Raw genomic sequence first — 14895 nt, forward strand, 5'->3', positions numbered from 1 at the left:
GGGAGGGAGGTACGCAGGACATGCAGGAAGCATGCCCCTGAGGCCGATCAGTCTTTCAGTACGTAAACCGCGCCGCAATAGGAACACTTCGACGTGCCGCCGTCGTCCTCGATGGGCAGGTAGACCCTCGGGTGCGAGTTCCAGAGGTACATCCCCGGCATCGGGCAGGACAGCGGGAGGTCGGCCCGCGTGACGTCATAGCGGTTTTCGGCGTTCGCCGGGATCAGCGGCGCGGCCGCGGGATTGGGGCGCATGGGGAAACTCCGGGCGATGCGGTGAAACAGGGAGCAGCGATGGTAGCAAAAAAGGAAACCCGCGCCGTTGCCGGCGCGGGTTTCGTGGCCCACCAGGAAGGGGGCGGCTTACTTCTTTTCGGCAGCGGCGTCGTGGGCCTCGCTGGTGATGCGGACCTTGATCTCGTCGGAGACGTTGGGCACGTAGGCGCCCACGCCGAAATCCGAACGCTTGAGGGTGGTGGTGGCGTCGAAACCGATCGTCTGCATCTTCATCATCGGATGCGGGCCGACCTTGTTCAGGGTCACGTCGAGCGTCACCGGCTTGGTCACGCCGTGCACCGTGAGGTCGCCGACGACCTTCAGCTTGCCCTTGCCGGCCGGGGTCACCTTGGTGCTCTTGAAGGTCACGTTGGGGTACTTGGCGGCGTCGAGGAAGTCGGCCGACTTCAGGTGCTCGTCGAGCTTGGGCACGAAGGTGTCGAGGCCGGCCATCGGCAGGGTCGCCTCGACGGTGGCCTTGGAGGGATCCTTTTCGTCATAGACGAGCGTGCCGTCGACCTGGCCGAGGTTGGCACTCGGGTTCGAGAAGCCAAAATGGTTCCAGCTGAACAGGACCATCGTATGGCCCGGGTCGAGCTTGTAGGTCACCGGGGCGGCGACGGCGGTGCCGGCGGTGGCGAGCAGGCCCGCGAGGGCGACATAACGAAGGATGCGCATGGTGGATCTCCTGCGGTGAAAGTGGGAACTGCCAGACAACAAGCGGGACCGGGGGCGGCCACCGCGGGAAAGGAATCAGAGGATCTCGGCGACTTCGTCGAATTCGAAGCGCGGCAGGCGGCCGAACATGTTCGTGCCGGGATCGCCGTAGCCGATATTTACCAGGAAATTCGCCTTGATCTGCGTACCGGCGAAGAACTCCGCGTCGACGCCGGCGAAGTCGAAGCCCGTCATCGGCCCGCAGTCCAGGCCCAGCGAACGGGCGGCCATGATCAGGTAGGCGCCCTGCAAGGTGCCATTACGGGCCCCGTGCTCCTTGATGGCTTCGGGCTTGCCGGCAAACCAGCTGCGCGCGTCGGCGTGCGGGAAGAGCTTCGGCAGGTGCTCGTAGAAGTCGAAGTCGGTGGCGACGATGGCGGTGACCGGCGCTGCCATGGTCTTCTCGGCGTTGCCTTCGCTCAGGAACGGCTTGAGGCGCGCCTTGGCGTCCGGCGACTTGATGAAGCGGAGGCGCATGGGCGACATGTTGGCCGAGGTGGGACCCATCTTCGCGAGGTCGTAGATGCGGCGGACCTGCTCGTCGGTCACTTCCTTCGGAAGCCACGCGTTGTAGGTTCGCGCGGTGAGGAAGAGCTGGTCGAGGGCGGCATCGGTCAACGGGGCGCTCATAGGTATCCTTGTACAGTGAGGTGCGCCAGGGCGATCCCGGCATTCACACAGTGTAAGCGTCACCATGCCCCCGTGGCCGGTCGAACAAGGAACGAACTGTGCCGAAATCGACAACAATCGAGTCCATCGGCGCGCTGCCCCGGGAGTCGTGCTGGGTCCTGACGGATGGTGCCGCGGGCAACCGGCGGCAGGCGCTGGCCCTGGCGGAAGCCCTGACCCCGTCGATCCGGGAGATCGTCGTGGACCTCCGCGCGCCCTGGTCGTGGTTCGCGCCCCGGCTCCTGCCGGGAGCAAGGCTGGCGCTCGGCCGCGACGAGGAAACCCTGCTGCCTCCCTGGCCAAAACTCGCGATCGGATGCGGGCGCCAGGCGGCCTGGGCCACGCGGCACATCCGCCGCTGGTCGGCCGGCGCCGCCCTCACGGTGCAGATCCTCGACCCGCGCATCGACCCGGCACACTGGGACCTGGTGGTGGCGCCGCGGCACGATGGCCTGCGCGGCGACAACGTGCTCAATCCCTTGGGCTCGCTGCATCCCATCGACGATGCATGGCTCGCCGACGGTCGTGACGCCTTCGCCCAATTCGCCCTGCTGCCGGGACCCCGGCTGGGGGTCCTCGTCGGCGGCGCGCGCCACGGCGCGCCGTTCGACGCACCGGCGAGCGAGGGCTTCCTCGCCGCCGTCTGTGCGCGACACGCGGCGGACGGCGGCTCCGTACTCGTCGCTGCCTCACGGCGAACGCCCGCGGCGGCCCTGCCCCGCATCCGCGATGCCTTCGCCGATCTGCCCGGGGTGGTCTGGACGGGGAGCACCGATGGCCCGAACCCCTATCCCGGCATCCTCGGCTGGGCGGATCGGCTCGTCGTGACACCCGATTCGGTGAACATGCTTTCGGAGGCGTGCGCGACGGGACGGCCGGTACATACGGTCGTGTCGGCTCCGTTGCCAGGGAAGCTGGCGCGGTTTCACACGGAACTGCGCTCGGCAGGGCTGCTGCACGATGTGGATGCCGTGACGCCGGCGGAGCAGGTTCCTCTTCGCGAGACGGCGGCGATCGCCGCGGAAGTGAAACGGCACCTCGGCTTGCTTTAGGCGGTGGGTCGCGAAACCGCTCAGGCGTCGACGTAGCGGGCGGCGTCGCCGACCCAGCGGGCGATCAGGTGCTCGCAGCGTTCGGGATGGTGCTTCATCATCGCTTCGGCCACGCGCTGCACGTCGGGCATGAGGTGCGCGTCGCGCGCGAGGTCGGCTATGCGGAACTGCAGTTGGCCGGTCTGGCGTGTGCCGAGGACTTCGCCGGGGCCGCGCAGTTCGAGGTCCTTCTCCGCGATGCGGAACCCGTCGTTGGTTTCCCGCATGACCTGCAACCGTTCCTTCGCCAGGCGCGACAACGGCGTCTGGTAAAGGAGCACGCAGTTGGACGCGATGGCACCGCGCCCGACGCGTCCGCGCAACTGGTGCAGCTGGGCGAGCCCGAGGCGCTCGCTGTTTTCAATGACCATGAGGCTGGCATTGGGCACGTCCACGCCGACCTCGATGACGGTGGTCGCGACGAGCACGGCGAGTTCGCCGGACTTGAACGCATCCATGATCGCCTGCTTTTCCTTGGGCTTCATGCGGCCATGGATAAGCCCCACCGCGAGATCGGGCAACGCCGTCGTGAGTTCCGCATGCGCCACTTCGGCGGCCTGCGCATCGAGTTGTTCGGACTCCTCGATCAGCGTGCATACCCAGTACACCTGGCGGCCCTGCATGCACGCCGCGTGGATGCGTTCCATGACGTCGTAGCGGCGCTCGTTGGAGAGCGCCACCGTCTGCACGGGCGTGCGTCCCGGCGGCAATTCGTCGATCGAGGACACATCGAGGTCCGCGTAGGCACTCATGGCGAGCGTGCGCGGGATGGGCGTGGCGGTAAGCACCAGCTGGTGCGGAATGAGATCGCCCTCGGCGCCTTTGTCGCGCAGGGCCAGGCGCTGGTGCACGCCGAAGCGGTGCTGCTCGTCCACGATCACCAGGCCGAGGCGCGCGAATGCCACGCCTTCCTGCATGAGCGCGTGCGTGCCGACCACGACGTGCGCGCTGCCATCCGCCGCATGGCCGAGGGCACTCTTGCGCGCCCTGCCCTGCACCTTGCCCGCCAGCCACTCGACAACTAGGCCAAGCGGCTCGAGCCACGCGCGAAAGTTGCGAAGGTGCTGCTCGGCGAGCAGTTCCGTCGGCGCCATCAAGGCCACTTGGTACCCGCTTTCCACCGCGGCGACGGCGGCAAGCGCGGCGACCACGGTCTTGCCGCTGCCGACATCGCCTTGCACGAGGCGCAACATGGGATGGGGCCGCGCGAGGTCGCGCGCTACGTCGCTGGACACGCGCGCCTGCGCACCGGTCAACGCGAACGGCAGCGCGGCCAGCAGGCGATCGTGCAGCGTGCCGGCACTCTTGAGCGCCGGGGCCTTGCGCTTCTTCACCGCGGCGCGCATGCGCCGAAGCGTGAGGTGCTGGGTCAGCAGTTCCTCGAAAGCGAGGCGCTTCTGAGCCGGATGACGGCCTTCGCCGAGTTGGCGCAGGTCCACTTCCGGCGGCGGCCGGTGCACGTAGAGCAGCGCGTCGCGCAGCGACGTGAGGCCCGGCGGGAGCGGCACGCCGTCCGGGATGAGTTCCAGCCGATCGTCGGCGGGCAAGTGCGCCAACGCGCGCGACACCACGCCGGCCAGCCGGCGCGGACCCAGCCCTTCCGTCGTCGGGTAGACGGGCGTCAGACGCTCGTCCACCACGACGGGCTCATCGGCCTCGATCCGCTGGTACTGCGGATGGACCATCTCGAGGCCCTGCGGCCCCTGACGCACCTCGCCGAAGCAGAGCAGGCGCGTGCCCTTGGCAAGTTGGTCGACCTGCGCCTTGCGGAAGTGGAAGAAGCGCAGCAACAGGACACCACCGGACTCGTCGCCGATGACGACCTTCAGCTGGGGCCGGAAGCGGAACCCGCGTTCGACGAAGTCGACGATGCCTTCGACCTGGCCGCGGTCGCCCGGGCGCAGGTCGGCGAGCGGCAGCACGCGGGTGCGGTCCTCGTAGCGCAGCGGCAGGTGGAACCACAGGTCCTGCACGGTGCGCAGGCCGAGGCGACCCAGCGTCTCCGCGAGCGCGGGCCCCACGCCGCCGAGCGACGTCAGCGGCGCGCGCCCCGGATCCGTCGGGATGACTGCGGGTGCGGGCGTGCGGCTGCCGGCCACGGGGATCGCTGCAACCTCAGGGCAGGACGAGGATCGCGTCGACTTCGACCTGGGCGCCCTTCGGAAGACCGGACACCTCGATGGTCGAGCGCGCCGGATATGGCTGCTGGAAGTACTCCGCCATGACGGCGTTCACGGCGGCGAAGTTGCCGAGGTCGGTCACGTAGATGCCCACGCGCACGATGTCGGAGAGCTTCCCGCCGGCGGCATCGGCCACGGCCACGAGGTTGTCGAACACGCGGCGCGTCTGCGCGGTGATGTCGCCTTCCACGAGGTTGCCGGTCGCGGGATCGAGCGGAATCTGGCCGGAGAAATACACCGTGTTGCCGGCACGCACGGCCTGCGAATACGGGCCGATGGCGGAAGGTGCCTTGTCGGTGGCGATGGTGCTGCGGCTCATGGGCTGTCCTCGATGGGGTATCGGGACAGTTTATAGGAGACCTACAACGGGTGGCGGTAGACGCCGCTGACGACACCGGTGCGGCGAACGCGGCGCATGACGTCGGCGAGGTGCTTGCGATCCTTCACCTCGATGGCGAAAAGGAGCGTGGCCGCGGTGCTGTCTCGCTCGATGTATTCCACGTTCTCGATGTTCGAGCCGGCATCGGCGATGGCCGCCGCGACGGTGGCGAGGACGCCCGGCCGATTGAGCACCTCGATGCGCAGTTCGGCACGGTAATCGCCCGTCACATCGCGATCCCACTCGATGGCCACGATGCGTTCCGGCGTCTTGCGGAACTCCGCCACGTTCAGGCATTCCACCCGGTGCACCACGATGCCCTTGCCCGAGGACAGGAAACCGATGATTTCGTCGCCAGGCAGCGGGTGGCAGCAATTGCCGAAGCTGAGCACGCCGCGCTCGGCGCCGCTGATGCGGATCTTTTCCGCGGCGTGCTCGGCTGGTTGCGCCGCGCGCTCTTCCCGCGGCCCGAGGAGCGCGACGAGCTGCGCCGCGATCTGGTCGGCGAAACGATTGCCCAAGGCGATCTCGGACAACAGTTCCTCGAGGCGCTTCAGCTTGGATTCTTCAAGGAAGCGGTCGAGCGTGGCCGCGGGCACCGCGTCGAGGCTGAGGCCGCGGGCATCCAGCGCGCGATCGAGCATGCGGTGACCGAAGTCGACGGCGTCCTCGTGCTGCAGGTGCTTGAGGTACTGACGGATGGCCGTGCGCGCCTTGCCGGTGACCACGGCCTCGAGCCATGCGGGATTCGGCACGGCGGAGGGCGCGGTAATGATCTCCACCTGCTGTCCGGACACGAGGCGCGTGCGCAGCGGCACGAGCTTCTTGTCGACGCGCGCCGCCACGGCGTGGTCGCCGACGTCGGTATGCACGGCGTACGCGAAATCGAGCGCCGTCGCGTTGCGCGGCAGGGAGAAGATGTCGCCACGAGGCGTGAACAGGTACACCTCGTCCGGGAACAGGTCGATCTTGACGTTCTCGAGGAACTCCGACGCCGATGGCGTGTTCGCTTGGCTGTCGGCCAGCGCGGAAAGCCATTCGCGCGCACGCGCCTGTGCGCTGTTGGCCGGACCGGAATCGCTCTTGTACGCCCAATGCGCCGCCACGCCGCGCTCCGCCACCGATTCCATTTCCGAGGTGCGGATCTGGATCTCGATGGGCGCCCCGAAGGGCCCGAGCAGCACCGTGTGCAGCGACTGGTAGCCATTGCCCTTGGGAATGGCGATGAAATCCTTGAAACGTCCGTCCACCGGCTTGTAGAGGCCATGCACCGCGCCAAGCGCCATGTAGCAGTGCATCGCGGAATCGGTGATGACGCGGAAACCGTACACATCCATCAGCTGCGCGAACGACTTGTGCTCGTTGCGCATCTTCGAATAGATGCTCCATGCCGACTTGATGCGGCTGACGGCGCGGCCGGGAATCTTCTCGGCGGCGAGGCGGCCCTCGAGGGCCATCTCGATCTTCGCCATGGCCTCGCGGCGATTGCCGAGGGCGGCACGGATGCGCTCGCCGATGATCCGGTGGCGGTCGGGATACAGGGCCTTGAAGCCGAGGTCCTGCAGCTCGGCCTTGAACTTGTTCATGCCCAGGCGCTGGGCGATCGGCGCGTAGATTTCCAGCGTCTCGCGAGCGATACGCCGGCGCGACGGGGCATCCTTCGCCCCCAGCGTGCGCATGTTGTGCAGGCGATCGGAGAGCTTGATGAGGATGACGCGCAGGTCGCGCGCCATCGCCAGCAGCATCTTCCGGAAACTCTCCGCGTCGGCCTCGGCGCGACTGGAGAAGCGCATCTTGTCCAGCTTGGTGACGCCGTCGACCAGCTCGGCCACGGTTTCGCCGAAGGCACCGGCGAGCTCGGCACGCTCCAGCCGGGTGTCCTCCAGCGTGTCGTGCAGGATGGCCGCGATGATCGTCTCGGCGTCCAGGCCCAGCTCGGCGAGCACGTGGGCCACGGCCACCGGGTGGGTGATGTAGGGCTCACCCGACTTGCGGGTCTGGCCCTCGTGCGCGGCGGCACCGACGAGGAAGGCGCGGCGGATGCGCATGACCTGCTCATGCGGCAGGTACGCAGCCACGCGCTCTTCGAGCGCCTGCACATACGGAGGCACCGGTCGGTCATCGACCACGTCGGTCAGTTTTTTCGCAGGTATGACGTTCATGGAGGAACCTTCCGCCTTCAGGCGACGGAGCCTCCCGCGCGCGGCTTCAGGGGCCGCGCATCAACGTGCGCAGGATCCGGATGATTGCAGGGCCGACAGCGACCCGGCGTCATCAGTCATCCCCACCCTTCGAGAGGTCGTCGTCCACTTCCGTGGCGGCCCACTCGAGGGCTTCACGCTCGGCACGCTCGCGCGCGGCGCGGTCGATCTCGTCGATCATCTCGTCGTTGACGCGGCGATCGGCGATTTCGCGCAGGGCAAGCACGGTCGGCTTGTCGTTGCTCGGATCGAGGGTCGGTTCGGCACCCTTGGACAGCTGGCGGGCGCGCTTGGTCGCCATGAGCACGAGCTCAAAGCGGTTGTCGACTACCTCGAGGCAGTCTTCGACGGTAATACGGGCCATTTCAAATCCTTGACATCAAAGACACTTCTGGGTGAGCAGTGTACTTGCCCGCCCCGTTGGCTGGCAATTGGGGGAGGGGTATGATGCGCGGTTCTGCCAAGACGGACGGCCCTGGTGCAAATAATAATACCGCACGGTACAATAAAGAACCGCCCCACCCCCAAAGCCGCATCGATGCACCCCAGAAACCTGCCCCGGATGGTCCGCACGGCGCTCGGCGCCCTCGTTATCCTCCTCCTGGCCGCCTGCCATGTGGCACCGCCGCGGACGGACGACCCGAACGAGAACTTCAACCGTAAGGTCTACGCCTTCAACGACACGTTGGACAAGGCGGTCATCCGCCCTGTCGCCGTCGGGTACCGGAAGGTGACCAACCCGCCCGTCCGCACGGCGATCAGCGACTTCTACACGAACATCCGCCTGCCGATCACGGTGGCCAACGACCTGCTCCAGGCCCGTCCGAAGCAGGCCCTGCAGTCCACCAGCCGTTTCGTGGTCAACCTCACCATCGGCTTCCTGGGCTTCAAGGACCCGGCCAGCCTGCTCGGTCTCCCGCTCGAAGAGAACGACTTCGGCGTGACCCTGGCCCAGTGGGGCGTGCCCGAGGGCGAGTTCCTGATGCTGCCCTTCGTCGGCCCGACCACCGTCCGCGACGTCTGGCGCCTGCCGGTCGACAGCTATTTCTTCGATCCGATCAGCTACTACTCGCGTAACCACGAGTTCAAGTACGACCAGCAGTACGTGCCGCAGGTCCTCTACCTCGTGACCCTTCGCTCGCGCGGCATCGATGCCGAAAGCTTCCTGGCCTCGGCTTACGATCCGTACGTGTTCATGCGCGACGCCTACCGTCAGCAGCGTCTCTACAAGAACTACTACGGCAACCCGCCGCCGGAAGCGATCGAGCAGATGCAGGGCCTGAACGACAGCAAGGACTTCGATCCCGACAAGCTGCTGGAAGAACAGCACACGTGGGAACGGAAGAACGGCGAACAGCCGGAATGATCAGCTCTCGGCGTCGACCCGGCTGGCGGCCAGCCGGCGCAGGCGGCGATTGCTGATGGTCAGACCGGTCACCTCGCCGGAGGCTTCCCGGGCGAAGGTGACGGTGCCGCGCGAGCCGATGAAACGGTCGCCACCCACGGCTTCGAGTGTCAGGTCGTAGGCGCGCGGCCAGGTAAGCCGTAACTTGCCGCCCTCGACGCGGACCGTGTAGGTCATCTCCGTTTCCTCGCTGCGATAGTCGCCGGCCAACACCGCGAGCGCCTCAGGCCCGGGCAGCGGATCGGTGATGCGAACGAAGCCCCTCGTGGTCGGCCAGAAATCCCGGATGGTCAGTTCGGAGCCTTTGAACCGCCATTCCTGCTGGGACTCGCCCAGGCGGAACACGCCCTTCCCCACCGGGACCATAACGGTCGGCGCGTCGACCTGGCGCAGGGCGCCATCCTTCCATTCCAACCGTACGACCTCGTCCGTGAGCGGGCTCCAGTACGCACCGGCGAGCACGGATTGCTCGGCTTCCGGCATCGCGACCGGCGGTGCGAATCTCCGGCCTCGCGCGCTGTCCCCGAGATAGATGTCAGCCACCTTCCGCACGAGCTCGTTGGGACCAGAGCCTCCGGCGTTGCACAGCGCCACGATCGCGAGGCGCTGGTCCGGGAACAGGATCGAATCCGCACGGTAGCCGCCGTCCGCGCCGTCATGGCTCACCATGCGCACGCCGCGATAGCTGCCGAGGCGCAGGCCCGCGCCATACTCGATCGGGGTGCCGTCGTTGAGTACGCCGGACGTTTCCATCCACTTGATGAGCGCGGGGCCGCCCACGCGGGCATCGACCAGGTTCTGTTCCCACTTCAGCAGATCGCCGACCGTGGTGAGCAAGCTGGTCGAACCGTAATGGTCGATGTTCGGGACGGCGATGTCCCAGCCGCCTCCCGCGCGGGCCACATAGGCCGGTGAGCGCCGCGGTACGAGGGCGGTGTGATCGTCGCGGAACCGGCTGTCGGTCATCCCCAGCGGCTCGAAAATCCGCTCCTGCGCGAACTCTCTCAACGGCTTGCCCGACACCCGCTTCACCACCAGGCCAAGCAGGGTGTAAGCGGCGTTGCCGTAGACGACCTCCGTTCCCGGCGCGAAATTCAGCTGGCGCTGCCGGCTCAGCACGCGAAGGATGTCCGCTTCCGTATAGACGTCGTCGCCGCGCCAGCCCGCCAGGTTCAGCAACTGGCCTTGCTCGCGCAGGCCGTTGGTGTGGTGGACGAGGTGTGCAAGGGTGATCGTCTTGCCGTAATCGGGCATCTCCGGCACGTACTTCCGGACATCGTCGTCGAGGGACAGCTTGCCCTCTTGGGCGAGCAGTCCGATCGAGAACGCCGTGAACTGCTTGGCTATCGACCCGACATGGAGCACCGTGTCCGGCGCCATGGGCACGCCTTGCTCGAGGTTCGACATGCCGTAGCCGCGCGCATAGTCGAGCGCGCCGTCCTTCGAGATGCCCACGGCGCAGCCGGGCGAGGGCTTGCCATCCGGCGGCTGGAACAGGCGGTCGACCTGCTTGTGCCGGCTAGTCGCCGATGCGGACTGGGCGGGGGTCTCGGGCGCGACGCCGAGGCAGGTCGCGATGGCGGTGGCGAGGACGACGGACCGGACAAGGCGCATGGCTGCTCCGACCTGGCTTGAGGTGGCCGAAAGCTAGCACGGCCGCCAATGGCCGGAACAGGTAGCCGTCGGCGGTGCTCAGGCGGAGATGAGGAGCGAATCGACGCCGGAGACGCGGGCCAGGGCGAGCAGACCGGCCGGCGCACCGACGACCGAAAGCGCCGTGCCCTTGCCGCGCGCGTGCGCAAGAAGCGCCAGCACCGTGGCGAGCCCGGCACTGTCGGCCTGGGCGACACCGGAGAGGTCGAGCGCGACCTGGCGCCCCCGGTCCAGTTCGGCCCGGCCGGCGTCGAGGACGTCCGACGCGGTCGCGAACGTGAGGGCGCCGGAGACCGCGAGGGTCTCCGGCGCCGGATGGCTCAACTGGAACGCGGCCTGGCTCACTTCTTCGCGCCGCCGCCCTGCTGCTGCATCTCGTCGATGGCCGCCGAGCCCTTCTGCTCGAGGTCGGCCGTGAGTTGGTCGAGGCCTTCCTTCTTGATCTCGGCATCGACCTGGTTGCGGTAGTTGGTGATGTACGAGATGCCCTCGATGATCACGTCGTAGGCCTTCCAGTCACCCGTCTTCGACTTGCGGAACGCGTAGTCGACCGACACCGACTTGCCATCGTCGAGCATGACCTGGGTGCGAACCACGGTGCGCTTGTTGTTGAGGTCGCCGCTGAACGGCAGCACCTTCACGCGGCCACGGGTGTAGTTCAGCAGACCTTCGGCGTAGCGGTGGGTGATCGAGTTGTAGAACGCTTTCGCGAAGCGCTCGCGCTGCTCCGGGGAGGCCTTCGACGCGTTCTGTCCGAGGACCAGGATGGACGCGTAGTCGATGTCGAAGTGCGGCAGGAAAACATCGTCGATGACGGCGATGAGTTTTTCCTTGTCGCTCTTCAGTTCGGCCTGGTGGCCTTCGATGGCCTTGGCGAGGTCGTCGGAGATCGTGGTAACGATCGCTTGCGGGGACTCGGTAGCCGCGGCCGCCGGCGCGGCGGCATCCTGGGCGATGGCGGGCATGGCCACCGCCGCGGTCACGGCGAGGGCGATGGCTAGGGAAAGCTGACGCATCATGCGGTGTCTCCTGGTCCGGCCTTACTTCTTGCCGGCGTTATCGGATGGGGTGGCACCCTGGGCGCCACCGGACTTGTTCTCGCTCGGCGAACCGTTCACCAGGAACTTGCCGATCAGGTCTTCCAGCTGCAGCGCGGACTGCGTCAGCACGAAGCTGTCGCCGTCCGCCAGGTATTCCGGCGACCCGCCGGGCTGGATCGCAACATACTGGCTGCCGATCAAACCGCTAGTGAATACGGCGGCCGAGGAGTCATCCGGTATCTGGGAGTAGCGCTTGTCGATCGCAAGGGTCACCGTGGCTTCCACCGCGCCCGGTTTCACCACGACCGATTCGACGCTGCCGATCGGCACACCGGCCATCTTCACCGCCGCGCCCGGCTGCAGGCCGCCGATATTGGTGAAGCTGCCGGTCACGTGGAAGGTTCCACCCAGGCGATCCGGCGCGCTGCCGCCGCCGAAGAACTTGCCGAGCATTTCCTCCAGCTGCTGCGCGGGACGGGTCAGGCCGATCTCGCCGCCTTCCTTCACCGGGGTCTTCGACTGCCCGAACTGGATGCCGACGTACTGGTCGCCGAGCAGACCGCTGGTGTAGATGGTGGCGACCGAATCAGCGGGGATGTCCTTGTGGCTGTCGTCGATGGCGAGGGTGACCTTCGCCTCTTCCTTGCCCGGCACGAGGTCGATGGCCTGCACCGAGCCGACGCGGACGCCGGCGACCTTCACGGGCGCGCGGACCTTGAGCTGCCCGACGTTGGCGAACCGGGTCTCCACGTTATAGGTGGAGCCACGGCTGGTATTGGCCACCGAGGTGGTCTGGGTGGCGAGGTACGCCAGGGCGGCAAAGCCGAGCACGATGAACAGGCCGGTGCCGACGGCATAGGAACGTCTCTGGGTCACGGCACGATCCTCGGGTGGGCGATGGGGGAATGGGCGGTCATGGCGGGTCTCCGGTGCCTCAGATCAGGAACGAGGTGAGGACGAAGTCCAGCGCCAGGATGGCGATGGACGAGGCCACCACCGTGCGCGTCGTCGCATAGGCGACGCCTTCGCTGGTGGGCGGGGTGGTGTAGCCCTGGAACACCGCGATCAGCGAGACCACGATGCCGAAGGCGATGGACTTGAGGAGCACGCCGTCGACGATGTCCTTATGGATGTCGACGGTGGCGGTCATGTTCGACCAGAAGGTGCCGTTGTCGATGCCCAGCCAGGTCACGCCGACCAGGTGACCGCCGAACACGCCCATGGCGCAGAACACCACGGCGAGCAGCGGCAGTGCGATGACGCCGGCCAGGAAGCGCGGCGCGGCCACGTAGGCGATCGGATCGACCGCCATCATCTCCATGGCGTCGAGCTGGTCGGTCGCACGCATGAGACCGATCTCGGCGGTGACCGACGTACCGGCGCGGCCTGCGAACAGCAAGGCGGTGACGACAGGTCCGAGTTCACGGTAGATGGCGATGGCGACGACGGTGCCGGTCGCCGACGTGCCGCCGAAGATCGAGAGCACGTCGTACAGCTGCAGGCCGAGCACCATGCCCACGAAGAGGCCGCAGGTCATCACGATGGTGAGGCTCATCGCACCGACGAACCAGATTTGCCGCAATGTCTCGCGGCCGTGCCGGAAGCTGCGCGGGATGGCCGCGAGGATCGTCAGGAGGAACAGCCCGCAGGCGCCGATCTGCGCCAGGCTGCGAACGACGACGTTGTCGTCCCTGCTGGTCATGCCTTGCCTCCGGGGAAACCGAGCGCGCTGGCGTAGTCGCCGGCGGGATACTGGAACGGCACCGGGCCGTCGGCCTCGCCACCGAAGAACTGCGCCGTCCACGGCGAGCCGTCGCTGGCCAGCGTGGCGGGATTGCCCTGCGCCACGACCTTGCCGTTGGCGATGAGGTACACGTGGTCGGCCACCTTCTGCACGGCGGCCAACTCGTGCGCCACGAGGACGCTGGTGATACCCAGTGTCTCGTTGAGCGTGCGGATCAGCAGCAGCACCTGGTTCAGGGCGATGGGGTCGAGACCCACGAAGGGCTCGTCGTAGAGGATCAGCGCGGGATCGAAGACGATGGCGCGCGCGAGGGCCACGCGGCGGGCCATGCCGCCGGAAAGCTCCGTGGGCATGAGACGCGCGGCGCCGCGCAAGCCCACGGCCTGGAGCTTGTTCAGCACGATATTGCGAATGAGCTCTTCCGGCAGCTTCGTGTGCTGGCGCAACGGGAAGGCGATGTTCTCGAACACGTCGAAATCGGTGAGCAGCGCGGAGTTCTGGAACAGGTAGCCGATCCGCTCACGCAGTTCGAACAGCTTCTCGCGCGACAGCGCCGGCACGTTCCGGCCGTCGACCTCGACGCTGCCCGCGTCGCCGCGCATCTGGCCGGTGATGTGCTTGAGCAAGGTCGTCTTGCCCGTGCCGCTGGGCCCCATGATGGCGGTGACCTTGCCGCGGGGAATGTCGAGGTCGAGATTGTCGAAGATGGTCTTGCCGTTGAGGACCGTGGTGAGTCCGCGCACGCGGACGATGGCGTCGTCGGTCATGGGGCGAGGAGCTCCTCGATCAGCGTTTCATGGCGGCGCGCGGCCAGTGGCGCGCGCTGGCGCACGGCGCGGACGATCGACCGAAGATCGCCCAGGGCGTCCTCGAAGCGGTCGTTGACGATGATGTAGTCGAACTCGTGCGCATGGGCGATCTCCTCGCGCGAGTTGAAGAGCCGGCGCTCGATCACCTCGGGGCTGTCGGAGGCCCGGCCGCGCAGGCGGCGCTCCAGCTCCACCCGCGACGGCGGCAGGATGAAGACGCTCACGCAGTCGGGCTTCCGGCTACGTACCTGGCGCGCGCCTTGCCAGTCGATCTCGAGCAGCACGTCGCGGCCCTGGGCCAGCGTGCCCTCGACCACGGTGCGGGAGGTGCCGTAGAGGTTGCCGTGGACCTCGGCATGCTCGAGGAAGATGCCATCGGCGATCTCCCGCTCGAAGTCCGGCCGCTCCACGAAGAAGTAATGCCTGCCGTACTCCTCGCCCACCCGGGGCGGGCGCGTCGTGTGCGAGATCGACAGCGAGATGTCCGGCTCGCACTCGAGCAGCGCGTTGACCAACGTGGACTTGCCCGCGCCGGAGGGCGCAGCCACCACGAACAGGGTGCCTTCGGTCATCCGCGGGTAACTCGTTGGGGGTACATGGCTCGCTCCCGGTGGCACCGGCGCACCGAACGGGTCGGTATCGGCACGCATCCTGTTGTGCAAAAGGGGATTGTACCGGGTTTCCGGGCCGGGTCGGCCAGCGCGGGACGCGAGCACGGCAAGGGTGTGGGTC

General features: G+C 67.3%; 16 protein-coding genes. 2 read left to right on the top strand and 14 right to left on the bottom strand.

Annotated elements, in window-relative coordinates; translation table 11 throughout:
- Positions 1-47: 47 nt before the first annotated feature.
- From ACQKIE_RS06080 to ACQKIE_RS06090, 3 genes are all read right to left on the bottom strand, one after another.
- Positions 48-254, bottom strand: coding sequence for a zinc-finger domain-containing protein (locus tag ACQKIE_RS06080; protein ID WP_427456880.1), 207 nt, complete (start codon positions 252-254; stop codon positions 48-50).
- A 108-nt stretch (positions 255-362) separates the two neighbouring features.
- Entirely contained in the window at positions 363-953 is a 591-nt protein-coding gene (locus ACQKIE_RS06085) for a YceI family protein (RefSeq protein ID WP_427456882.1), read from the bottom strand.
- A 75-nt stretch (positions 954-1028) separates the two neighbouring features.
- Positions 1029-1622 (bottom strand): malonic semialdehyde reductase, encoded by a 594-nt coding sequence (locus tag ACQKIE_RS06090; protein WP_427456884.1) that lies wholly within the window; start codon positions 1620-1622, stop codon positions 1029-1031.
- A 98-nt stretch (positions 1623-1720) separates the two neighbouring features.
- Between ACQKIE_RS06090 and ACQKIE_RS06095 the strand changes: the two genes are divergently transcribed.
- On the top strand, positions 1721-2713 hold the full coding sequence (locus tag ACQKIE_RS06095; RefSeq protein WP_427456886.1) for a mitochondrial fission ELM1 family protein: 993 nt from the start codon (positions 1721-1723) through the stop codon (positions 2711-2713).
- Between the two features lie 20 nt (positions 2714-2733).
- On the opposite strand, the gene recG is transcribed toward ACQKIE_RS06095, so the two are convergent.
- The 4 genes from recG to rpoZ form a co-directional block, all read right to left on the bottom strand.
- Positions 2734-4851 (bottom strand): ATP-dependent DNA helicase RecG, encoded by a 2118-nt coding sequence (recG, locus tag ACQKIE_RS06100; RefSeq protein ID WP_427456888.1) that lies wholly within the window; start codon positions 4849-4851, stop codon positions 2734-2736.
- A 16-nt stretch (positions 4852-4867) separates the two neighbouring features.
- A complete protein-coding gene (locus ACQKIE_RS06105) occupies positions 4868-5251 on the bottom strand; it encodes a RidA family protein (protein WP_427456890.1) in 384 nt (127 codons plus the stop codon).
- A 41-nt stretch (positions 5252-5292) separates the two neighbouring features.
- Entirely contained in the window at positions 5293-7473 is a 2181-nt protein-coding gene (locus ACQKIE_RS06110) for a RelA/SpoT family protein (protein WP_427456892.1), read from the bottom strand.
- A 112-nt stretch (positions 7474-7585) separates the two neighbouring features.
- Entirely contained in the window at positions 7586-7876 is a 291-nt protein-coding gene (gene rpoZ, locus ACQKIE_RS06115) for a DNA-directed RNA polymerase subunit omega (RefSeq protein WP_072323734.1), read from the bottom strand.
- Positions 7877-8050: 174 nt separating this feature from the next.
- Between rpoZ and ACQKIE_RS06120 the strand changes: the two genes are divergently transcribed.
- A complete protein-coding gene (locus ACQKIE_RS06120) occupies positions 8051-8878 on the top strand; it encodes an MlaA family lipoprotein (protein WP_427456895.1) in 828 nt (275 codons plus the stop codon).
- On the opposite strand, the gene ACQKIE_RS06125 is transcribed toward ACQKIE_RS06120, so the two are convergent.
- From ACQKIE_RS06125 to gmk, 7 genes are all read right to left on the bottom strand, one after another.
- Positions 8879-10531, bottom strand: coding sequence for a serine hydrolase (locus tag ACQKIE_RS06125; RefSeq protein WP_427456897.1), 1653 nt, complete (start codon positions 10529-10531; stop codon positions 8879-8881). It abuts the gene before it with no gap.
- 78 nt (positions 10532-10609) lie between these two features.
- Positions 10610-10894 (bottom strand): STAS domain-containing protein, encoded by a 285-nt coding sequence (locus ACQKIE_RS06130; protein WP_427456899.1) that lies wholly within the window; start codon positions 10892-10894, stop codon positions 10610-10612.
- A 17-nt stretch (positions 10895-10911) separates the two neighbouring features.
- On the bottom strand, positions 10912-11589 hold the full coding sequence (locus tag ACQKIE_RS06135) for an MlaC/ttg2D family ABC transporter substrate-binding protein (protein ID WP_427456902.1): 678 nt from the start codon (positions 11587-11589) through the stop codon (positions 10912-10914).
- Between the two features lie 21 nt (positions 11590-11610).
- Positions 11611-12486, bottom strand: coding sequence for an outer membrane lipid asymmetry maintenance protein MlaD (mlaD, locus tag ACQKIE_RS06140; protein ID WP_427456904.1), 876 nt, complete (start codon positions 12484-12486; stop codon positions 11611-11613).
- 58 nt (positions 12487-12544) lie between these two features.
- The gene (gene mlaE / locus ACQKIE_RS06145) at positions 12545-13312 is read right to left on the bottom strand and encodes a lipid asymmetry maintenance ABC transporter permease subunit MlaE (protein WP_427456906.1); all 768 of its coding nucleotides are present in this window, start codon (positions 13310-13312) and stop codon (positions 12545-12547) included.
- Entirely contained in the window at positions 13309-14121 is an 813-nt protein-coding gene (locus ACQKIE_RS06150) for an ABC transporter ATP-binding protein (protein WP_427456908.1), read from the bottom strand. The genes mlaE and ACQKIE_RS06150 overlap by 4 nt, the downstream gene beginning before the upstream one ends.
- Positions 14118-14735, bottom strand: coding sequence for a guanylate kinase (gene gmk, locus ACQKIE_RS06155; protein ID WP_427456910.1), 618 nt, complete (start codon positions 14733-14735; stop codon positions 14118-14120). Before gmk ends, ACQKIE_RS06150 begins: the two co-directional genes overlap by 4 nt.
- Positions 14736-14895 lie beyond the last annotated feature (160 nt).

Source organism: Luteibacter sp. NPDC031894, assembly GCF_050273135.1.
Lineage (GTDB): Bacteria > Pseudomonadota > Gammaproteobacteria > Xanthomonadales > Rhodanobacteraceae > Luteibacter.